This window comes from Campylobacter geochelonis (assembly GCF_013201685.1).
GTDB lineage: Bacteria > Campylobacterota > Campylobacteria > Campylobacterales > Campylobacteraceae > Campylobacter_B > Campylobacter_B geochelonis.
Window position 1 is genome coordinate 525,792 of the sequence record NZ_CP053844.1, and the last position, 22,145, is coordinate 547,936.

A 22,145-nucleotide genomic window follows, 5' to 3' on the forward strand; every position below is an offset into this window, starting at 1 on the left:
TCAGCTTTAAAAATTTACCCCACTGTACGGGGGGAAAATGACTAACATAACCCGCCAACCCCGCTACCTTCGGTATTTGGAAGCGAAAAAAAGAGAACAAGACGAAAAAATAAATAAAATTTGGGAGGAATATAGGCTAAAAAAAACCGATGATTTTGATGTTTTTATGGACGAACCAGTTAAACGCACAGTATATACTCAAAATTTCGACCTTGATAAAAGGCTCGAAAACGCGATATACAGGGAGCCAGAAGATGAAAACAGCATTTTTACAGTTGAACCAAAGTTAAAAAAACAAATTTCAGAAAACGTTTTTTTGCAAACAAACGAAAACAAAAATTTATGTAAAAATTTGGAAGTTGCAACTATCACTTTGTGTTTAAATGCCCAAGAAATCGGCATTGAAACGAAAAAATACAGCGTCAAAGCCCATCAATATTATCGAATTTTAACGAATCAAGAAATCGCCAAAAAATTAATAAATCATCTTCAAAGCACCATTTCAAGGGGCTTGAAGCGATACAAAACCTGGTGTGTTTATGCCCTCGAAAGGCATTTTTCAGGCGAACCGCACTTGCATTGCACCTTGTTTTGTTCTGCCTTTGAAAAACAAAAAATAATGAGTATCTTGCGTAGGAGATACCCTGTGGATGGGGCTCTCGGCGAGGTTTGCAACCCCCAGTATCTCTTAAAATCAACTTCAAAATCCGAAAATGGAAAAATTTTCAACACCGCCAAAATTTTTGGCGTTCAAGACAACAAAAAACTCTATTTTATAACCCATAACGTGGCAAATTCTCAAAGTTGGCTTCAAATTTCAGCTAAATTACAGGAATTTTTTGAAGCAGAATTCGAAGCAAAAAAACGCCAAATTCAAAACCGAAAACTAAAACGTATCAAAAATGAAAATGCCATCAAACCACCTGAAAATCGAGAGTTTGTAATCAGCAAGACAATTTTAGTGCCATACACCCCCAAAAAACGGGTGCCAAAAAAAAGAGAAATTGATAGAGTAGATATACAGTTGAGATTTAAAACAGGAAGATATCATTTAAATTACAAATTTTCTAGAAAAATCACAAATTTACAATTCAATAAATTTAAAAATGAGTTAAAAAAACAAGCGAAAAATCTAGAATCAAAAGAGCAAGTAAAAGAATTAATCAAAGCCCTAAAAACTAAGTTCAAATTAAATCAAAAACGCCCTAAAAAAGCTCCTAAAATCAAGCAGGAACCCGTAACTTATATGGTTTCAACTAGCCCTTATTTTTCCCAACCAAAAGAGCCAAAAACAATCAAAAAGCCCCAAAAAGAACCGCCTAAAATAGATTTGTTTGACGGTAATTAGCAATAGAAAAAGAAGCCTTAATCGCGGTCGCGATTAAGGGCAAGGCATTAAGGGGCTGACAGGGACGCGTCCCTGTCAGGCTTTTTTTTTCTACTGCTTAGCTTGTTTGGAGATAACAAATTTTTTTACTATAATTAATGTAAGTAAGTAATTAAAATTACAAATTCAAAGGAGTCAAAAATGAGAACAAATGTTAAAAAAATTTACAACTTATTATCGAAGATTCAAGAAGCCGAAAAAGCCGAATTGAAGGCAAAATTTGCGTTAGAAAAAATCCAAAAAAACTTGGAGCAACTGGATGCGGAATTGGGCATTTTAATCGCCCAAAACCCCTCAAAAATGGTTGGAAATATTAGCACACCTGTTACCCCATCGTCATCGTTTTGAGAGCCCTTGTGGCTCTTAAAACCTCATTCCTCGTTAGCTCTGCTAACGTTTAATGAGCCCATTAAACAATAGTACCGAAGGTACTATTGAAAATGGGTTTTTTGCACCCCACAAGGGGGCACAAAAAAAGGAGAAAAAATGGCAAGAAAAAGCAGCGGAAATATTCAAAAGGCTCTTCGGCTGTGTTTCGAGCATATGTTTCGGGAAGGTTTTCTGGCTCAAACGGTTTTTCCTGAACGTTTGAACCTAAATGAATATTCTTCAAACTCAACCGAGGCTCGAAAAAAATGGAAAAAAATGCAAGAGGAAAGTCGCGAAAAATACAAAAAACGAGTCGGACGTTATCCGAAATGGTCTAGCGAAAATACATTGCAGGAAATGGTTGTAAATTTGGACGAGAACTGTAACCTTGAAACGTTGCAAAAAATAGCGGAAACTGTGGAGAAAACGATGGGATATCGGTGCCTCGCGATGGCGGTTCACAGGGACGAGGGCTACTACGATTCAGAGGGCAAATTTCATACAAATTTCCACGGACACTTGGTGTTTTTTTCAGTCGATGAAAATGGAATGCAACTAACGAGGGAAAATTTTCGCCACCCCCAAAAAATGCGTGACCTGCAGACCCAAATAGCCGAGATTTCGGGCTTGGAACGGGGCGAAATTGGCTCAAAACGTAAACGTTTGGAACACAAACAATACAAAATACACATAAAAGCACAAGAAGAAGCCGTAAAGCCCCTAAAAATCGAGATAAAAGCCCTAAAAAATGAACTTGAACGGCTAAAAAATCGACCAAAAATTCAGGCAAATTACAAGGAAGATTTGCAAAAAATAGAACTTGAGTTGAACGCTAAAGACCGACAGTGGAGAGATTTATTTGCTCGTGGCTGCTCCGCTGGAAATTCTGATTTATACAAGGTTATAATCGACCAAACAAAATCCGAAATCGAGCAGTTGAAACTCAAAAAACAAGAAATTCAGGACAAAATCAAAGCAACCGAAATCGATGAAGCAACTGAAAATCATAAATCTTATTCCGAAAAAATCGAAACAACTACCCAAAATAAGGCTCAAAATGCCCTAAAATCGGCAGTTTGGAGCAACTATAAAGAGGTGCTAGAACAGCTAAAAGCAGATGATGGCGACCAGTTTTGGGTATATAAATCTTTGGTCTGGAATCAAGTTAATCAAAATTTAAAAAAACTCCAAAGTGCCGATTTGATGGGGTTGACAGAACAAGAGTTAGAGAAACTCATCGATGATACAACGAGCCTTGAAGTTGTGAAAGACAACTTTTTGTTGGGGCTCGAGCGTTCGCTCGGGTATGAAGCAAACCACGCTAAATTGGGGTTTGACACCGTTTTTCAAAAGATTTTCTGGAACCTAGTTTTTATCGCGGGTGTGCTTCTTAAAAACGCAACTGCGAACACAAAAACCATTCAGGAACCCCTAAAAGCGGACTTGCGAAAGCAAATTGAAGAAATAAAAGAACTAAAAACCGAAGCAAACATTCGAAACGCCCGAATTTTGCAACAAAAACAAAAAGAAATTGAGAGTTTGGCAATCAAAATTCAAGACCAACAAAATCAAAAAAATGATAATGTCACAATATCCAAAAAATTAGCAAGAGCCGAAATCAAGGGGCTTGAAGCAGAATTAAAGGCTAAAAATTTAGAAGTTAGGACAGAATTACAGACACTAAAAGCCGACCGGAAAGACTACTCGAGATGGGAATATAAAATTAATCAAATAAAAACAGAAATAGAAGCATTAAAAAAAGATATAGATAATGTAACCGAATCAAAAGTTGCTGAAATTCAAACCAAAATCGACCAACTTCAAACTCCGAAAATTGAAAAAGCCCCTGAAATTTCCCAAAATTCGCACAAAAATGGGTTGAGTTTTTAAACCCCTCAACCCCCTGTCCCTCCCCTTATAATCGACCTTAGACAATAAAAACAACGAACCACTTGATATATATAATAAATATAATAAGCCAAAAAAAAATACACCCCACCCCCCCCCCAAAAAAAAAGAGAGAAAAATAAAATTTGGTTTTAACTAAAAATTTGATATAATTACAAAACAACAGGGTACGTTAGCCCTTTAGTAGTAGGAATAAAAAGCACATCTTACCAACGTAGGAAAGCTCCTCCAACAACAAGATTAAACTAGGTCAGCAAGACCTTTAGAGGGGGTTGAATTTTTTCTCTCCCTTGACACTAAAAAACAAAAATTATATAATTGTAAAAGTTGAAAACGAATAGCTAATTAAAATAAAAGAAGTGTTACATTTTAAGTTTAATAAAAAAATAAACCTTAAATCACATATAAATCACACTTTTTTTAGCTTAAGTTTAGCACGTTTTTGTACGTTTTTTGGCTGTTTTTGAGTCAATTCTTAAAAAAGTTTTACCCCAGTTGGCAAAAACTGGAGCAAAAAAAATAAAACGATGATAAGAAACTCGAGAAATGGACACTTTATAAGCAGTGTGATACTTGTTGGGGACACCATCAACCACTCTAATCCACTTTCTTAAACTCTAAATTATATAACCAAACCCCCTTATTTAAAGGCTTTTTAATCTAAATTAGTTTAAACTACTCTAACCAAATCTAATAAAAAGTGGTTACTAAAGTGGTTACTAACTATCAAAGCGGTAACCAAAAAAGCTAAATTTAGTTAAAAAATAGATGATTTTAGCTTAGTAAAAACTTAAATAATTTTTTGATAACTCTCTAAAAGCCCTATAAATAGGCATTTTAGAGATATTTTTTAGTAACCACTTTAGTAACCACTAATTATAAAATGTAGATTTGGGACACAAGGAGTAATGTGCTAAGTGATACGCAGATAAAAAATCTAAAGCCACAAAATAAAGATTATTTTATAAGCGACATCGATAATTTATCGCTTGTTATAAAAACTAATGGTAATAAAATATGGCGATTTAGATATACAAGTCCAGCAACCTTAAAGCGCCGTTTAATGGTTTTGGGAAATTACCCAGCTTTAAGCCTAGCTAATGCACGAAATAAAGCAACTAAATTTATTAATGATATAAGGCAAGGTTTCGACCCATTAGAGCTATTAAATGAGTTTAAAAGTCAAATAAAGCCAAGTTTCGAAAGTGTTATAAATGAATGGTTAGAAACTAAGAGTTATACAACAGAAAAAACCCAAAAAAACATAAAATCGCTTATGATAAATGATGTGTTGCCAAGCTTGAAAGATAAAACCATAGATGAGATTAAGCACCCTGATTTAGTGAAGATTTTAATTCTCAAGCAATCAACAGCGCCAATAATGGCAAGTAAGTTGCTGAGATATTTAAATGATTTATGGCAGTATTCTTGCACGAAAGGCTATTGCGAAACTAAACAAATATTTCACTACAAAGTCAAACAGGCTTTAAAAGCACTCAAGACCTATTTTTGAAAAATTTTGAGTTGCCGTTTGGTATTAAAAAATACAAAGGAAAAATCGCTAAAAATTTAAAATTTGAATGCACACAAAACACCAGTGAACGGACAATATCAAGACTTACTCGCAGTAGAAAAATTATCAAAAATAGGAAAGACGAATGAAATAAGCCTTAAAGCAAATAACGCATACGCTCTATTCAAGCAAATATAACACATATAAATTTCAATTTTCTAATTTTTATGTAAAAGTAAGGAGCTTTGTATAGACAGACAACAACATATAATCAATCAAAGCGTGGATTATAGCAGTCACAAAACCATTGTATGATGTTTGGCGCTTTGCTAAGCAAAATATCATATAAACAAGCCAAGCTTTAATGCAACGTATCTTTCTTAGCGTTGTGAACTAAGAAAAATTTCATATAAACAAGCTTAAATTTCAACGATATTTTTACTTCAAACATTAGCTATTTTAAGTATTTAGGATGTTTTAAGTGTCATCAAATAGCGTTAAGCTCTTTATATTAGGATAAAATCTACACCGTGTGGATATTTAGCTTAATAAAGGCGTATTAAAACGAGAGCATGAAGCTCTAAAATCTATATTTAGGGGGGTTAAAAAATATTCGCCAAATTTACCACTCATATTCTAAATGCACCTACACACAAAGCAAAATTTAAACCATTAAAAATTTAAGTAAGCTAAAAATTTCCACTAAAGATAACAAAACTAAAATTTAAACTAAACATAAATTTAAAAAAAGTAAAATTTATATAAATTTTTTAAGCGTAAAATAGCAAATTTTAACTACAAACCAAACGCTCATCTAAAACGCAAAATTCGCCTAGTCTAAATTTTGCAAAACCTTTCAAAACTATCTTTAAAACAGAAATTTTTGCCAAAAACAGCGAGCTTTTAACCAAACGCACATTTAAGCATTGATTGCATCTTCTAAAATATCCCTAGTTTTCATAGTATGATTTGAGTTTAGTTCTATTAAAAGCCCTTCATCGCGACTTTTATATGCATTTATGATGGCTAAATGCTCATCATCTGAAAGTGCGATATGGTCTTGTTTGTGCATCAAAGTTATCGTTATATAAGGAATCGATGAGATTAGCAGGTTTTGCACGATATCATAAAGCTTACTATCGCTTTCGACTTCCCAAAAAGTGCTATGAAAGGCTGAATTTAGTATAGCCCAATCATAAGGATTTGTGCATTTATCGATATCATTTTGTATCGAAATAGCCTTTTTTAAGTATATTTCATCAAATTTTTCAAGCGAGCGTTTTATCAAAATCGGCTCTAACATCAGCCGTATATCATAGATGTCTTTTGCATCTTTATAGCTTAAGTTTTTTACCACCGCGCCACGATAAGCATCAAAGTTTACAAGCCCTTGCGCTGATAAAATTTTGATTGCCTCTCTAACTGGCGTTGCGCTAACGCTTAAAAGCTCCGAAATTTCATCTTGTTTTAGCCTTGTTCCGCCAGGAATTTTACCAAGCAAGATATCTTTTCTTAAAGAGTCTGAGACAAATTCTGCCATTGTTTTTGGTTTGTTTAAATTCATAAAACGCTCACTAAATTTAAATTTTTATAATTTTAAATCTTATCAAAAGTTTCTAAAATTTCAGCTTTTGACTTGCCATTTGCTAAAAGCACGATAAGCAAAAGTCGTGATTGCAAAGGATTTAGCCAACCACTCATTATACAACCACTCTCTTGAAGCGTGATTTCAGAACCGTAGTATCCATAAGTTTTTTTAGCTATCACGCCACTTCCGGTTCGTGAGCTTATCACAACTGGAAATTTTAAACTCTCTATAACTTTCATGCTATCGATTGAGACATGCCCAGCGCCAAAAGAGGCTACGACAACGCCATTAAATTTAGCATCTTCTAGTAGTTTAAGCTCACATCCGCACTCACCCATATAGCTAGTTACTATAGAAACTTTTGGCAAAACCCCGCTTGGCGCTTTAAAAATCACTCTTTTTGAAGCTAAATTTATGTATTTTACTTCATCTTCGGCGATAACGCCTTGAATTCCAGCATTTATCGATACAAAGGTTTCAAGTGCGAAAGTGTTACTTTTATGCACCCATCTAGCTGAGTGAATCGTGTTGTTAAATACTACTAAAACGCCTCTGTTGTGGCTGTTTTTATCAAGTGCGGTTAAAACGCTTGCGTAGATATTTCCCGCTCCATCGCTACTTATTTGATCTGGGTTTCTCATAGCACCAGTTATAACTAGAGGTTTTTGCTCATCCCAAAGTAAATTTAGTAAAAACGCACTCTCTTCAAGCGAGTCGGTTCCTTGAGTGATGACAACGCCATCCGCGCCATTTTCAACCTCTTTTTTTGCCCAGTGATAAACTTCGATTAAATTTTCGACTTTCAAACTTCCGCTAGCTAGTGCAAAGAGTGTTTTGGCTCTGAAATTAGCCAAATTTGATAGTTTTGGCACGGCTTCTAAAAGTTGCTCAGCTGAAAAGCTTGGTTTTACGCCACCGCCACTGTTTTTAGCGCTCATACAAATCGTTCCGCCTAACGCACCTACTGATATCGTTGGTTTCATTTTCTCTCCTTTAAAATATTTTTTTGATTATACCACTTTTTCTCTAAAATTCTATATTAAATTTAAAATATTATATATAATATTTTAAATTTAAGGTATAATGCAAAAAAAACAAATTTTTAAAAAAGGAGAAATTATGTTGGTTGCACAATGTTTAATGGTTTTAACATTACTTTTGATGATTAGTGGTAAGACTCCACTTTACACAACTGCTATTATTGGCTCTGCTATCAGTGCGTTAGCTTCTGGAGTTACGCTAGTTGCCACAAAAGGCAGCGTATCGCTTGGAAGTTTGATAAATAGTGGCTTAAATCCAGTGCTTGCAGATATGACTGGAATTTTAATGTTTATTGGCTGTATGCAAGCGGCTGGTTTTATGGATGAAATCATCCGCCACATCATAAGAGTTGGAAACAAGCTAGGCGGTGGTGCAGGTATCGCAACAGCTGGCGGAGTTGCAGCTGGAGTTATCGGAATGCTAACAGGTTTTACCCAACCAGCAATCACAGCAGTTATCACAGGAAAAGCATCTGTAAAGCTTGGTGTTGATCCAAGCATATCAGCAGGAATTCACGGTCATGCTGGTATTTTAGGTAATTATGGCGGATTTACCCACCCAACACAAATCGCGGTAGTATCGCTAACAAACATAGGCTTTGGCTTGATAAATGTCTTTGGCGTGCTAATCTCTTTAAGCGTTTTTGCATTTAGTTTTATAAGGTTAAAACTAATGATGAAAAAAGATGGTAACTTGCTTAGCAAAGAGCAAATTCTAGCCATAGCAAAAGAGTTTGAAAAAAGCACTTTGAATTTACCTGCGTGGAAGGTTTTTTTGCCATTTGTTGTGTTATTTGTAGGATTTATATTTGGGTTTCCTATATTTATCTTAGGCGTGGTAAGTGCTGTTTTAACCATTTTGCTTTCTACTTTAAGCTTTAGCAGCGGTGAGCGACATATGCTCGAAGGTGTCGCTAAAATCGCAACTCCGATTGTCGCTACGATAGGTTTTTTGTTTATGAGTGCGGTGATTAAACATATCGGACTAGCTTCGTTGATAGGCGATGTTTTTATGCCGATTTTACAAATCGCACCTTTGCAAAGCATGCTTTTAGTCTCTGCTTTGGCTGGTTTTATAACCCAGTCAAACTCAGCGGCTTTAGCTATAACTATACCGTTTTTGCAAGCAGCGCTTGGAGTTGAGAGCGTGTCGCCGTTTTTCCTAGCAGTCATGGCAGCTGGTGGAAGTGCGATGATGCAGTACTACTTAACAGGCGGACCAGTGGCTGCGCTTGCGACAATCATACCTGTAATTCCCGGTTCAGAGCTTAAAAAAGCAAACAAATTTCAACGACCAGCCATGCTTTTTGGACTTTTTGTTTTGTTAGTTTTATCTTTTGTGTTTATGATATTTTAACTGTTTGGCGTGAATTTGGATAAATTTGCGCCAAATTTAGCTGCTTATTTTCCTAAAACTGCACGCTGGTTTAGAAATCAAAATAAATTTGGTAAATTTTAATAAATTTGATTATAATTTTACCTTGTTGGAAATTTTATAAATTGATTTTAAATTTACTAAATTTATAAGTTGAAATTAAAAAATGGTGGGTTTATGGAGAGTTTTGATAAATTTTTCGTTGTTAAATTTAGTTTTTTAACCTGTTTTGCAAGTGATTTTAAAAAAAATTTCAAATTTAAGGCAGATTTGGTAAGCAAAAGATGAAAATACTAAGTAAATTTAAAGATGTTTTTCAAATCAGCACAAAGCAGTTTATCATCGCTTGTAGCGTTGTTTTGCTATTTATCATCACAAATTATGCGTTTAACTATTCACTTTTAAATCAAAATTTAAAAGCTTATGAGCAAGGAATTTTTAGCAGAGTTCAAACCAAAATTCAAGATTGGACGGCGAGTAATTTCCTAAATGTCGATAATATGGCAAATTTATTAGAGCATAGCGAGATAAATTCAAAAGCCGAGCTTGATAATGCGCTTTATAAAATTCAGAAAAACTCAAATTTCCCATATTTGATTTTAGGGCTTGAAGATGGGACATTTTACATCTCAGATCGCGATTTTATCACGCCTCATCACTACACACCAGTTACGCGCGATTGGTTTATCGATACAATGAGAGCTCAAAAAACTATCGCAACAAAGCCCTATTTTAGTATGCGTCTTGGGCTTAGAAGCGTTTCGATTTGCACGCCTATAACGGTGCTTGGCGAAAAAGGCGTTTTTTGTGGGGGACAGCCGTTTTTGTTTATCAGAAGTTATTTTTCTGAATATAAGGTTTTGTATGACAAAAATCTCTTTTTAGTCGATGGTGGCGGTGAAATACTTGGAAAAGTGGGAAATTTAAGCACTGATAAACTAAATATAAAAGATCCAAACTACGTATCTTTTGCTATTAAAAATACAAATTGGCACATTGTTTTTGAGAAAAACCGCGAAATTTACAGCTCGATTTTAGATAAATTTTTTATCACAAATTTGGCATTTTATCTAGCATTTATCTTGATATTTTTTCTAACAAATATCTTTTGGTATCATCAAAACAAAAAGCGAAGCAAAGAGATAGCCACGCAAAGTAGCCTTATAAAGGATATTTTGATTAAACGAAAAGATAGTGTTTTGATAACGACTGATGCGAGTTTTAATATAATAAACTCAGATATGGAAAACTTTTTTGATATCTCAAAGAGTGGAAATTTTATAGAAAATGTTAAAAACTCAAAATTTTTAGATGATGAAACAAAACAAGAAATCGAGCTAAAACTCGATAAAATCGTGCTTTTAGAAATGAGTGATTATCTAAATGCTAGGATTGAGACTATAAATTTTTTAATCACTTTTGGCGTTTTAAAAGCAGAAAGCGAGCGAACTATCACGATTTTATTTCAAGATATTAGCTATCTAAGTCAAAGTATTTCGCCAAACAACAACACTTCTATGGATAAAATCCTTATTTTTATAAGGCAGAATTTAGATGATGAGGATTTATGTATCGATAAGCTGTCTAAAATTAGCGGATATTCAAAATTTCATTTTCAACGAATGTTTAAAAACTATGTTGGTAAAAATTTAGTTAGCTATCTTAGAGAACTCAGACTTGAGCGGGCTGCCTTTTTGCTTAAATTTAGTCAAAAAAGAGTTCAAGATATAGCGATAAATTGTGGGTTTAAACATACAGAAACCTTTAACCGTGCATTTTTCAAACACTACAACCTAACTCCAAGCAAGTATAAAGAGCAAATTTTAGAAAATAACATAAATTTAGTCTATGATGAAATCGTCTTAGAAGATACAAACATCCAGATAACTTTTAGTGAGCCAACAAGTGATGATAGGGTTTATTATCTAAATGATAATATCTTTGGAAAAATTTACTATGCTACAAAAACTGATGAAGAAACTAGCAATAAATTTAGCAAAGGCAGATATATAAGAGTAAATTTTAAACTTACAAATGCAGAACTATCAAAAATCATAGAAAAAATTTACCTTGTTTTTTACGATGAAAACATTTTTACAGATGAAATTCCTACAATCTTTTACACTAAAAATAATTTACAAAATATAGATTATATCTATATGAGAATTTCATAATCCCCATTATAAGGCTTATAACACAACTTTTGATAAAAAATGCTTTTAGTAAATTTAGCACTTTTTATCAAAAAACTTCTCTAATTTAATGCTATGATTTCGTGTGTTTAAAATCAGTTTAAAAAGGAGTAGACTTATGTTTGATAACGATAGACGAAAAGCACTTAAAACGATAACCTGTTGTTCAGCTGCATTAATGTTACCTACTATGTCTTTTGGCAAAATCAATGAAAAAGATGTGCCGCAGTGGGATGAGTATTTTGATGCTATAGTAGTTGGAAGCGGTTTTGCTGGTAGTGCGGCTATGCTTAGCTTATATGATCATGGTGTAAAAGGCACTGTTATGATTGACAAGATGCCATATCTTGGCGGAAATTCAGCTTATAGCGGAGGTTCGATTGCTGTTTCTGGTTCGCCAGATCAAAAAAGAGAGGGTATTAAAGATAGCCATGAATTGCATATAAAAGATACACTAAAAAGTGGGCATAACCTAAATGATGTTGAGCTTGTTACTATAATGATAGATGATAGCCCTAGAATTTATGATTGGCTTGAAAAAAGTGGTGTTAAATTTAAAAACGTCGGCAGAAGTGGCGGACACTCAGTTAGAAGATCTCACGCAACCGGTTCAGGAAGCTATATCACTCGTCCTCTTCAAAAAAAGATTGAAAAAGAGGGTGGCGATATAAGAACTCGCGTTATCATGGACGAGATGGTTTATAATGATAAAGGCGAGGTTGTTGGTATAAAGGTTCGTGAAAAATATCAATTTAACTTTGAACGCGGCTTTGATGAAAATGATAACAAAAGCGGTCAAGTTCGCTACTATAGAGCATATGGTGGAGTTATCGTAGCAACTGGTGGTTGGGGCGCGGATTTAAAATTCCGTCAAGAGATGGATCCATCACTTCGCCCAGATGTTTTAACTACAAACCACTTAGGAGCGACTGGCTATACTATAGAAAGACTTATGAAAGATGATATCAAAGTTGTAGATATGCAGTATATCCAAAGTATGCACGTAACTAGTCAAGATGAGGGCGGTTTTGGACTTGGATATCGTTGGATTACTAAAGCTTATGTTTATGGCATGATGGTAAATCCAAAAACCGGTCTAAGATTTGTAAACGAAATCACAGATAGAAAACAAGGTTCAGACGCTATTTTAGCGATGAATGAAGATGGCAAAAACCCGCCAGTTGTTATCATGGATATCGATGGCACAAAAACTGTTGATATAGCTGAACTTCAAAGAGGTATGATGGTCGATGCTGTTAAGCAGTTTGAAACTATGGATGAGTTAATCGACTACTACCACATAAACAAAAAGCCATTTTTAGAGCAACTCAAACGATACAACAGCTTTGTTGATGCGGCTTCAAAAGATCCAAACTATCGTGATCCAGAATTTGGTAGAAACTTTTCGGAGTATCGTGGTAAATTTATCAAAGTTGAAAAACCACCATTTTTTGCAGCTCGTCCAGGACCAAAAGTTCACCACTGTATGGGTGGCATAAAAACTACAAAAGATTGCGAAGTTTACAACAACGAGATGCAAATCGTGCCAGGATTTTACGCGTGTGGCGAAGTGACTGGTGGAAGACATGGATATAACAGACTTGGCTCAAATGCGGTTCTTGACTGTTGTGTTTATGGAGAAAGAGCAGGGGCGGCGTTGGCTAAACGATACGATGAGTTAAGGAGTAGAGCATGAAAAAGCTGATTTTAATGATGATATTTGCCTGTAGTGTCGCGTTTGGGTTTGATAGTAACTCAAGCATAATGGAAGTTTTACGCAACTCAAAAGGCGAGGTTGTGACTGATTTTAGCTCTAAGGCATTTCCAATCAAAGGAATTCACAAAAAACTAGATTTAAAATGTACCGATTGTCACCTTGAAAAAGATGAAAAAGACTACTCAAGCGCTATGCAAACAAGTTGTTTACAATGTCATGAAAGCTATCCAAAACTTCGCGAGTATACAGGTGGTTTAGGACACGATCATAACATCCATGAAGGTCCACACTATGAGGCACTTGACTGTGATAACTGCCACAAAACACATGATGAAAAACCTGTGAATATGTGCGCAAGATGTCATAACCAAGAATCTATGTTAAAACTGATAGTTAAGTAAGGAGAGCAAGATGAAAAAGACAATATATATAATTGTGATAACAGCTATCGTAGTTTTAATAGTAACTTATGGTGGATTTAAAGTAGTTCATGCTACTGGTAAGGCGCCATTTTGCGGAAGTTGCCACGAATGGGATGGAGCTATAGCACAAACAAATTTAGCCGATACAGTTCATGGACCAAGCAACCCAAAAGGCGTAGTTGTAACTTGTACAGACTGCCACTTACCTCATGATAGCATAGCTGGATATCTTTTTACTAAGGCTAAAAATGGCATATCTGAGGGAATCACGACCTTTATAACTGGCGATCCCGCTAAGAAAGATTGGTTAGCAAACCGCGAGCATGCAAGAGCAAACTATACTTTTGATAGTTCATGTATGAGATGTCATGAGAACGCATTTAGTGGAGTTGATGGAAACAAAACATCTGAGATTTCACAAATGCACGCTAAATACATCGAGTTTAAAGGCACTAGTGAGGCTATGAAATGTACTGATTGTCATATGCACGTAGGTCATAAAGATCTTGGAAAAACACTTTTTGATATCAAAGACACTAAACCAAAAACTTGGGAAGAGTGGGATATACAAAGAGCTAAAATGTTAAAAGAGAAGAAATAGTTAAAAGATAAATTTAGATAATCAAGTCTATAAAATCTTTTCCCATACCTCACTTTGGGGTATGGGTTGTTTTAAGTATATATTTTTTAAATAATTGAAGTTTAAATTTAATAAATATAGTTGCTATGTGCAACAGAGTACTTAGTTTTAATTTTTTAAACTTAAATTTAGATAATAATCATTATATAAAGTATAATTAAAATTAAAGATATTCTTTATTATGTTTTTTTAAACAAAATATATGTAAAATATTAATAATTTTATTATTAGGTTTTAAAAATGATTATAGGGATTTTACTTAAAAATTATAAAATATATGGTGGATTAAACTATATACCAATCTCTACAAAGCATAGATTTTCTGCATATATAGGAGATAATGGTGTTGGTAAAAGCTCTATACTTGAGGCTCTAGATACTTATTTCAATGGAAAAGAGTGGAATATACATTCTGGAGCAAGCCTAACCGATGCTAATACCCCATATATATCTACTGTTCATTTGTTAGACAAAGAGTCTCTAAAGAAAATAACCAAAAATGATGAGTCTTGCTTTAAAAAAATGCAAAAAATTAGTGATTTACTTTGGGATTTTGATATTTCAAAATTATCACCGAATAGTACTGAAGCAAAAATTTTAATTGAAGAATTGAAAAATATAGATAGTGTATACAAAGATACACACATGCTTTTAATTTCTGGTGTTGGTTATAAACATAGTATTATTAATGTTTATTTTAGCTCATTTGATAGTCACATAGCAAAATTATTCTCAGAAGAATTGGGTGGCTTTAAATTTAATAGTCAAAACGAAGAAGAAAACAAGAAATTTAGAATTTATTTTGGGAACTATAACGAATATATAAAAAACTATTATTCTTATATTTATATACCGGTAGAGGCTGGTGTAGAAGAGTTTACGAAATTAGAAACTCAAAATATGCAAAAATTAATGGGTAAAGATATAAATGACGAAATTATTAAAATTATTACTACTAAAAATCTAGATACTATAAATAAAAGCCTTAACTCTTTTGTAGATGATTTAGAACAACAATTATCTGCATATACATACAAAAATGGGTCAAACAGAAAAAATATTAGTATGAATGAGCTTACTCAAAAGGTAATAGAGTTGTTTTTTTCTATCAGAACACTACATAAAATAGATGCAAATAATAAAAATATTTCCGCTAAAAGTTTAAGTTCTGGCGAAAAAAGACAAGCTTTAATTGATATTTCCACGGCACTTATAAAAAGTCAAACTATAGAAGATAAAGAAATAATATTAGCTATTGATGAACCAGAATCCTCTTTGAATATATCCAAAACTTTTAATCAGTTTCAAAAGTTACTTGACTTATCAACAGAGAATTTAATACAAACATTAATTACAACTCATTGGTATGGCTTTTTGCCAATAACAACAAGTGGAAATGCACATTTTTTGAGTTTAAATATGCTAGACGAAAATAAAACTAGCTTTAAATTTAGAACATTTGATTTATATAATTATCGTGAGAAAATAAAACAAAACAGTACAAATAAACCCATGCCAGATGAAATAGAACTTAAAAGTATTAATGATTTAGTTCAATCAATTATCGCTTCAATTAAATCTGAGAAACCATACAATTGGCTAATTTGTGAAGGAAGTTCCGAAAAAATATACTTTGATTTTTATATGTCCGATTTAATAGAAAAAGAAAATTTAAGGATACTACCAGTAGGCGGCTCGAAAGAAGTGCAACGTATTAATAATTACTTAATTTTACCTTTAAATGAAAAAGAAGGCATAAATGGAAAAATATATTGTTTAGTAGATACTGATAAAATTCAAATAAATTTTAACAATGGTAATAGTGATAACATTATTGCAAAAAGATTATTTAATGATGAAAAACAACAAGATACATTACTTGTAAAAATAGACGGTGGTGACCGTAGTCAAGTAACGGAAATAGAAGACTGTTTAAATGGAGAGTTATTTATTGAAACATTAAGGTCGTTTCAAGATAAAAAAATAAATACTATTTTAGATCAACCGGGAAATATTCGAACTGATTCAAATTCGTACTTTTGTTTTGATATAAGACCAACAGATAAAAAAGATATAAAAGAATTTTTTAAGAAAAACAATGGTTTTAGAAAGATTGAATTTGCAAGAAAATATGTTGAGTTAGCACAAAAGAAGAAATATGAAGTACCGAAATTTATAGATGAAATTATTGATTTTTTTAAACTTAAACATTTTAAAAACTAATTTTATATATCTATTATTTTTTATTTATATTTAAATTTGGCACTGTAAGATTTAAATCAGACAAGCTTTTGTAAAAATTTTGTTGTAAGCTATCAAGTTCATCACTAAATTTGCTTATAGTTTTGTTAAAATCCTCGCTCATAATGCTTAAATTTCCCTCAAAAAGTTTGAATTTTTCTGAGTTTTGCTTTAAAAAACTTTCAAAATTTTGGTTTAAAAGCTTGCTTTTCATCGCTAAATCATCAATTGTTTTATTTAAATCTGAGCTATTTGTATCAAGAAAAAACGCATTAGCGCTTGCTAAAAAAACCATAGTTAAAAAAACCACTTTTTTCATATCCTACTCCCTAAAAAACAGATCTGGTTTGAGCTTTAAAAGCATACTAAAAGCGATATTTACGCTCTCATTTCTTATATAGTTTCTATCGCCTTGGATAAAAAATCTATCCACAAGTTTTTTGCCATTTCTACTTCCTGCGCCGATAAAGACCGTTCCTACGGGCTTTTGCTCGCTTCCTCCAGTTGGACCTGCGATTCCGCTAACTGCAAGTGCGAAATTTGCCCCACTAGCTTCAATTGCCCCATCTATCATCTTTATAACGCACTCTTTGCTAACTGCTCCAAACTCTTCTAAAACATCTTCGCTAACATCAAGCCAAATGTGCTTTATCTGATTTGAGTAGGTTACAAGCGAGCCATCAAACACTTCACTTGCGCCGCTAATTTCGCCGATTTTAGAAGCTATTAATCCAGCCGTGCAGCTCTCTGCAAAGCTGATTTTAGCACCGATTGCTTTTAGTTTTTCTACTATAAATTTAGCTAAATTTTCCTCCATGATAACTTGGTTTGAAAGCACTTCTAAAACTTCATCTATAAAGCCAACAAGTTTACCAAATTTACGCTCTTTTGCAGATGCTAAGATAAGAAATTTACTAAATTTACTAAGCGATAAATCTATATCAAATTTAGCACAAATCGGCTCAAAATACTCTCTTAAATCTTCCAAATCATCGGCAAATATAAAAAATTTTTGCGATTTTTCAGTATCATTTATAAGAATTTCTGGAAGTTTTTGAAGTGGATTTACTTTAACTAAATTTATCTCGCACCCATCTAAGACTATCAAAAAGCTATCTTTTTTGATAAGTTTTGACATCGATGGCGCTAAGGTTTGACTAAATTTAAGTTCAAGTATGTCAGAGGTCAATGTGGCGATGATTTTAGCGACTAAATGGTAGTTTTCATCTGATGAAAAGATTAAAATAGAAGAGTATTTTTTGGCTAAATTTTGTATAGCTAATGGCATATTTTTATCATTTTTTTCTATAAATTTTATGTCACCTAGCTCGCCAAATTTAGCCATATAATTTTCAAAAATATAGTTTAAAAAAGGTTGATTTATCTTAATGTCTTCGCCTATGATTAAAAGGGCGTTGTTCATACAGACTCCTTTAAATTTGGTTGATTATAGCATAAATTGGATATATTTTTTAAATTTTATCGATATTTCAGGGCTGTTGAGATAGAATTTGCAAATTTATTTACAAGGTTTTTAGATATGGATTATAAAGATACACTTTTTCTTCCTGTGACAGATTTTGCTATGAGGGGAAATCTACCACAAAATGAGCCGCTACGATTTAACTCTTGGTATAATGAGCGAAAAGTTTATGAAAAGATGAAAGCTAAAAGAGCTGGTGCGAGTGTGAGTTTTAACCTACACGATGGTCCACCTTATGCCAACGGACATCTTCATATAGGACATGCGTTAAATAAAATTCTAAAAGATATCATAACAAAAACGCACTACTTTTTTGGCGAAGATATACGCTATGTTCCGGGCTGGGATTGTCATGGGTTGCCTATCGAGCAGCAAGTTGAAGTTAAACTAGGAGATAAGAAAAAATCAACTAGCAAAACTCAAATTCGCGAGATGTGTCGCGCCCATGCAAGGGAATTTATAAACATCCAAAGAGATGAGTTTAAGACTCTTGGCGTTTTGGGGGATTGGGAAGATCCTTATATGACGATGAAATTTGAGTTTGAGGCTGAAATTTACGAAGCGCTCTGTGCTATTGCTAAAAAAGGAATTTTAATCGAGCGAAGCAAGCCTGTTTTTTGGAGTTGGGCTGCAAAAACTGCGTTAGCTGAAGCTGAAGTTGAGTATAAAGATAAAGAGGATTATTCGATTTTTGTGGCGTTTGATTTAAGTGATGAAGCAAATGCAAAAATCGGCACAAAAGGCGCAAAAGCAGTCATTTGGACAACTACTCCTTGGACACTTCCAGCAAATCAAGCTATCTCTTTAAAACCAGATGAAACATACGTTGTAACTAGCGAAAACTTGATTTTTGCAAAACCGCTGTTAGAAGGTCTTGTAGCAAGTGGCATTACAAAAGGAGAAGTGATAAAGGAATTTATCTCAAACGAACTTGAAAACCTCTTAGCTATAAATCCACTAAATGACAGAGCTTCACGCTTTATTTTAGGCGAGCATGTTTTGATGGACGGCGGAACTGGTTTGGTTCACACAGCTCCAGGACATGGTGAAGATGACTATCATGTTAGCTTAAAATACGGTATAGAAGTCATCATGCCAGTTGATGAAGAGGGCAAATACGACTTAGTTTTAAAATCTAAAAAGCTATTTCGCGATGATGTGGTTGATGAGTTGGTTGGACTTCATATCTTTAAGGCAAATGAGAAAATTATCGAGCTTTTAGGCGATGCGGTTGTAAGTGTGAGTAAATTTACTCACTCATATCCGTTTTGTTGGAGAACTCACAAGCCAGTGATTTACCGTGCTACAAAACAGTGGTTTATCGCGATGGATGAGCCAAAACTAAATGGCAAAACGCTTCGTCAGGTTGCTTTAGATGAGATTAAAAATGTCAAATTTTATCCAGAAAGTGGCGTAAAAAGGCTAACTTCGATGATAGAAAATCGCCCTGATTGGTGTATTTCAAGACAGCGCGACTGGGGTGTACCGATAGCGTTTTTTAGAGATAAGACCACAAAAGAGCCGATTTTTGATGATGAAGTGCTTAAAAATATAGCTAACATTTTTAAAGTCAAAGGCGCTGATGCGTGGTGGGAGCTAGAGATTAGTGAACTTTTACCAAAAGAGTCTAAATTTGATCCAAATAACTTAGAAAAAGTTATGGATATACTTGATGTTTGGTTTGATAGCGGAAGTACGTGGAAAGCAGTTTTACAAAGTGGCGAGTATGACGCTGGCGGATACAAGGCTGATATGTATCTTGAAGGAAGCGACCAACACCGTGGATGGTTTCAAAGCTCGCTTTTAGTAAGTTGTGCTGTAAATGAGCAAGCTCCTTATAAAAATATCCTAACTCATGGCTTTACAGTCGATGAGAAAGGACAAAAAATGAGCAAATCCGTAGGAAATGTCGTAGCACCAAGTGATGTAGCAAAGCAATACGGAGTTGAAATTTTGCGTTTATGGGTTGGGCTAAGTGATTACTCAAGTGATTTAAAAATCAGCGATAATATCCTAAAACAAGTTAGCGAACAGTATAGAAAGATAAGAAATACCATAAGATTTTTATTAGCAAATGTAAGTGATTTAAAAGAGCTAGAGGGAAATTTCACAGTGCTTGATAAGTGGATTTTAAACAAAGCAACAGTCGCGTTTAACGAAACTTCAGCAGCGTTTAAAAACTATGATTTTTCAAAAGGATTTAATATATTGTTAAATTTCTTAAGTGCGGATTTAAGTGGAATTTATCTTGATGTTTGTAAAGATAGGCTTTATTGTGATGATTTAAACTCAACTAGAAGAAGAAGCGCGCAAAGTGCGATGGTGCTGATAACAAGAGCGCTTTTACCACTTATCGCTCCAACTTTGACATACACAGTTGATGAGGTTATGGACTATGCACCAAATATTGTTAAAAATGGCAAAGAGGATGCGTTTGACTTAGCTTATAAAGGGCTTGAGTTTGAAGAAATTATTGAAGATGAAATTTTTATCAGCTCAAGAGATAAATTCTTTGAAATAATCGACTCGCTTAAAAAAGATAAAATTATAAAATCAACCCTAGAGCTAGTTTTAGAGACAAGTTCAAATGAGATTTTATCTCACGATATGGATGAGATAGTTGACTGGTTTATGGTTAGTGGCGTAAAAAGTATTGAAAGTGATGAGTATTTAGCTGAGTTTAAAACAATGGATGAGGTGTTTAGACTAGTTAAATCGGATAAATTTAAATGCCCAAGGTGCTGGAAATACCAAGCAAATCATGAAGGCGAAGTATGCCCACGATGTGCGAAAGTGCTAAAGAATGTTTAACGAACAGATGAGCTTTAGTGTTGTTATCATCACTGTTATCATCATCTGTGCCCTTATAGCAATGGGCATATTTTTTGTAAATAAATATAAGGAGAAAAAGTGATAAGCTTAAAAGAGGCGTTGAAGCTTTCGCAAAGTGAAATTCTAAATTTAAGAAAAGAGCTAAAAGATAAGATTGTGCAAGATAGGGCTTTAGGAGCTTATGTCGAGCAACTAACCAATGAAGAGCTAAACGAAAGTGGCGATGGCGTTCCAATCGCTATAAAAGACAACATTCAAGTTAAAGGTTGGAGTATAACAGCTTCTTCAAAGATACTTCAAGGATATGTTGCGCCTTATGATGCAACTGTTATAACAAAGCTAAAAGAGGCAAATTTAAGCCCATTTGGTCGTACAAATATGGACGAGTTTGCGATGGGTGGCTCAACTGAAACTTCATACTACGGCAAAACGCTAAATCCGCTTGATAGAAGCAGAGTTCCTGGCGGAAGCAGTGGCGGAAGCGCGGCAGCTGTTGCTGGTGGATTAGCAATAGCTGCTTTAGGAAGCGATACTGGTGGAAGCATACGCCAACCAGCTGCATTTTGTGGGTGCGTAGGGTTTAAGCCAACTTATGGAAGAGTTAGCAGATACGGTCTTGGAGCATACTCAAGTAGCTTAGATCAAATAGGTCCTATTACTAGAAGTGTTGAAGATGCTGCTATTTTATACGATATCATAAAAGGTCATGACACAAAAGATAGCACAAGCTTTAGTGGTGTGTATGAAAACACAGCAGATAAACTAAATCCAAACCGCAAATTTAGTATAGCTGTGATAGAAAACTATATAAATGACGCTGATGAAGATGTTAAAAAAGAGCTTTTAAAAACGATAGAGAAGCTAAAATCAGCAGGTCATAGTATAGTTTATAAAAATTTATCAAACGCAAAATATGACATAGCAACTTACTATATCATCTCAACTGCCGAAGCGAGTGCAAATTTAAGCCGTTATGATGGCGTTAGATATGGAAGAAGAGCAGAAGTTAAAAATCTTCATGACTTATATGCAAAGACTAGAGGCGAGGGCTTTGGCGAAGAGGTAAAAAGAAGAATGCTGCTTGGAACTTTCGTGTTAAGTAGCGGATACTATGATGCCTACTATATAAAAGCGCAAAAAGCAAGAAACTTTATCAAAAAAGAGTATGAAGAAATTTTAAAAGAGAGCGATATTATATTGTTACCAGTTGCTCCAACTACGGCTTATAAATTTGGTGCGATGAGCGATCCAGTGCAAGCATATCTTGGCGATGTTTACACTGTGGGTGTAAATTTAGCCGGACTTCCAGCTATCTCAGTTCCAGTTGGAAAAGATAGAGATGGGCTTAATGTAAGTGCTCAAATCATAGGAAAAGCTTATGATGAGCAAGCAGTCTTAGATGGCGGATTAGTTTTAGAAAATATAACAAAGGAGTAGC

General features: G+C 34.1%; 17 protein-coding genes. 12 read left to right on the plus strand and 5 right to left on the minus strand.

The genetic code is table 11. The annotated features are described in order from the left end of the window. Positions 1 to 76 precede the first annotated feature (76 nt). The 4 genes from CGEO_RS02565 to CGEO_RS02580 all read left to right on the plus strand — a co-directional run bounded on the left by CGEO_RS02565 (position 77) and on the right by CGEO_RS02580 (position 5,177). Positions 77 to 1,348 carry a hypothetical protein gene (locus CGEO_RS02565; RefSeq protein ID WP_216833219.1) on the plus strand — a complete coding sequence of 424 codons (1,272 nt, stop codon included), beginning with the start codon at positions 77 to 79 and terminating at the stop codon, positions 1,346 to 1,348. 180 nt (positions 1,349 to 1,528) lie between these two features. After that, positions 1,529 to 1,735 (plus strand): type IV pilus inner membrane component PilO, encoded by a 207-nt coding sequence (locus tag CGEO_RS02570; protein ID WP_075540285.1) that lies wholly within the window; start codon positions 1,529 to 1,531, stop codon positions 1,733 to 1,735. Positions 1,736 to 1,873: 138 nt separating this feature from the next. After that, positions 1,874 to 3,646: a hypothetical protein gene (locus CGEO_RS02575; RefSeq protein ID WP_075540284.1), complete on the plus strand. Its 1,773-nt coding sequence runs from the start codon at positions 1,874 to 1,876 to the stop codon at positions 3,644 to 3,646. A gap of 928 nt (positions 3,647 to 4,574) precedes the next feature. Next, positions 4,575 to 5,177 (plus strand): integrase arm-type DNA-binding domain-containing protein, encoded by a 603-nt coding sequence (locus tag CGEO_RS02580; protein WP_075540283.1) that lies wholly within the window; start codon positions 4,575 to 4,577, stop codon positions 5,175 to 5,177. 791 nt (positions 5,178 to 5,968) lie between these two features. On the opposite strand, the gene CGEO_RS10270 is transcribed toward CGEO_RS02580, so the two are convergent. From CGEO_RS10270 to CGEO_RS02590, 3 genes are read right to left on the minus strand one after another with little or no spacing between them, the layout of a single operon-like run. Continuing rightward, positions 5,969 to 6,094: a hypothetical protein gene (locus CGEO_RS10270; RefSeq protein ID WP_277995645.1), complete on the minus strand. Its 126-nt coding sequence runs from the start codon at positions 6,092 to 6,094 to the stop codon at positions 5,969 to 5,971. A gap of 2 nt (positions 6,095 to 6,096) precedes the next feature. Then, on the minus strand, positions 6,097 to 6,741 hold the full coding sequence (locus tag CGEO_RS02585) for a GntR family transcriptional regulator (RefSeq protein ID WP_075540282.1): 645 nt from the start codon (positions 6,739 to 6,741) through the stop codon (positions 6,097 to 6,099). Between the two features lie 32 nt (positions 6,742 to 6,773). Beyond that, the gene (locus tag CGEO_RS02590) at positions 6,774 to 7,748 is read right to left on the minus strand and encodes an asparaginase (protein WP_075540281.1); all 975 of its coding nucleotides are present in this window, start codon (positions 7,746 to 7,748) and stop codon (positions 6,774 to 6,776) included. A gap of 136 nt (positions 7,749 to 7,884) precedes the next feature. Between CGEO_RS02590 and CGEO_RS02595 the strand changes: the two genes are divergently transcribed. The 6 genes from CGEO_RS02595 to CGEO_RS02620 all read left to right on the plus strand — a co-directional run bounded on the left by CGEO_RS02595 (position 7,885) and on the right by CGEO_RS02620 (position 16,374). After that, on the plus strand, positions 7,885 to 9,162 hold the full coding sequence (locus CGEO_RS02595; protein ID WP_075540280.1) for a citrate transporter: 1,278 nt from the start codon (positions 7,885 to 7,887) through the stop codon (positions 9,160 to 9,162). A 302-nt stretch (positions 9,163 to 9,464) separates the two neighbouring features. Continuing rightward, a complete protein-coding gene (locus tag CGEO_RS02600) occupies positions 9,465 to 11,354 on the plus strand; it encodes an AraC family transcriptional regulator (RefSeq protein ID WP_075494194.1) in 1,890 nt (629 codons plus the stop codon). Positions 11,355 to 11,490: 136 nt separating this feature from the next. Beyond that, a complete protein-coding gene (locus CGEO_RS02605) occupies positions 11,491 to 13,068 on the plus strand; it encodes a flavocytochrome c (RefSeq protein WP_075531519.1) in 1,578 nt (525 codons plus the stop codon). After that, on the plus strand, positions 13,065 to 13,490 hold the full coding sequence (locus tag CGEO_RS02610; protein ID WP_075540279.1) for a cytochrome c3 family protein: 426 nt from the start codon (positions 13,065 to 13,067) through the stop codon (positions 13,488 to 13,490). The genes CGEO_RS02605 and CGEO_RS02610 overlap by 4 nt, the downstream gene beginning before the upstream one ends. Positions 13,491 to 13,500: 10 nt before the next feature. After that, positions 13,501 to 14,112, plus strand: a complete 612-nt coding sequence (locus CGEO_RS02615) for a cytochrome c3 family protein (protein ID WP_075494197.1) — start codon at positions 13,501 to 13,503, stop codon at positions 14,110 to 14,112. 279 nt (positions 14,113 to 14,391) lie between these two features. Further along, positions 14,392 to 16,374: an AAA family ATPase gene (locus CGEO_RS02620; RefSeq protein WP_075540278.1), complete on the plus strand. Its 1,983-nt coding sequence runs from the start codon at positions 14,392 to 14,394 to the stop codon at positions 16,372 to 16,374. A 13-nt stretch (positions 16,375 to 16,387) separates the two neighbouring features. Here the strand turns inward: CGEO_RS02620 and CGEO_RS02625 are convergent, their stop codons facing one another. Continuing rightward, positions 16,388 to 16,711: a hypothetical protein gene (locus CGEO_RS02625; RefSeq protein ID WP_075540277.1), complete on the minus strand. Its 324-nt coding sequence runs from the start codon at positions 16,709 to 16,711 to the stop codon at positions 16,388 to 16,390. A 3-nt stretch (positions 16,712 to 16,714) separates the two neighbouring features. Then, positions 16,715 to 17,815, minus strand: a complete 1,101-nt coding sequence (locus tag CGEO_RS02630; protein WP_075494200.1) for a CinA family protein — start codon at positions 17,813 to 17,815, stop codon at positions 16,715 to 16,717. 117 nt (positions 17,816 to 17,932) lie between these two features. Between CGEO_RS02630 and ileS the strand changes: the two genes are divergently transcribed. Both ileS and gatA read left to right on the plus strand, forming a co-directional pair. Continuing rightward, positions 17,933 to 20,686, plus strand: coding sequence for an isoleucine--tRNA ligase (ileS, locus tag CGEO_RS02635; RefSeq protein WP_075540276.1), 2,754 nt, complete (start codon positions 17,933 to 17,935; stop codon positions 20,684 to 20,686). 99 nt (positions 20,687 to 20,785) lie between these two features. Next, the gene (gatA, locus tag CGEO_RS02640) at positions 20,786 to 22,144 is read left to right on the plus strand and encodes an Asp-tRNA(Asn)/Glu-tRNA(Gln) amidotransferase subunit GatA (RefSeq protein ID WP_075540275.1); all 1,359 of its coding nucleotides are present in this window, start codon (positions 20,786 to 20,788) and stop codon (positions 22,142 to 22,144) included. The last annotated feature ends 1 nt before the right edge of the window (position 22,145 follow it).